Origin of the sequence: Bremerella sp. JC817, from assembly GCF_040718835.1 — a bacterium.
Classification (GTDB): domain Bacteria; phylum Planctomycetota; class Planctomycetia; order Pirellulales; family Pirellulaceae; genus Bremerella.
Window position 1 is genome coordinate 1 of record NZ_JBFEFG010000193.1, and the last position, 269, is coordinate 269.

The 269-nt window shown below is 50.6% G+C and carries 1 pseudogene; it reads left to right on the forward strand.

The annotated features are described in order from the left end of the window. Positions 1 to 198: pseudogene (locus tag AB1L30_RS00925) on the forward strand (hypothetical protein); the annotation flags it as partial. Positions 199 to 269: the final 71 nt, after the last annotated feature.

A 269-nucleotide genomic window follows, 5' to 3' on the forward strand; every position in this document is an offset into this window, starting at 1 on the left:
GATGAAGACAAATACGGAATTCGCGTGACTATCGAAGATGCTGGCGTCGACAACATTGCCGATATAAGCGATGGACTGCCACACGAACTATCGACAGAGGATGGATGGATAGCTAAGTACAGTCGTTACCCCGAGATTCGCTGGAACCAGCCCGATTTCTGCTGGCTGACCCTTGTGGGGTTCTGGGCCTCGCGGTAAGATACGTGTTTCTAATTTCCCACTTGACGCCAACTATGCATGTAAGGCCTTGCGGGAACTTAGCTTACGAA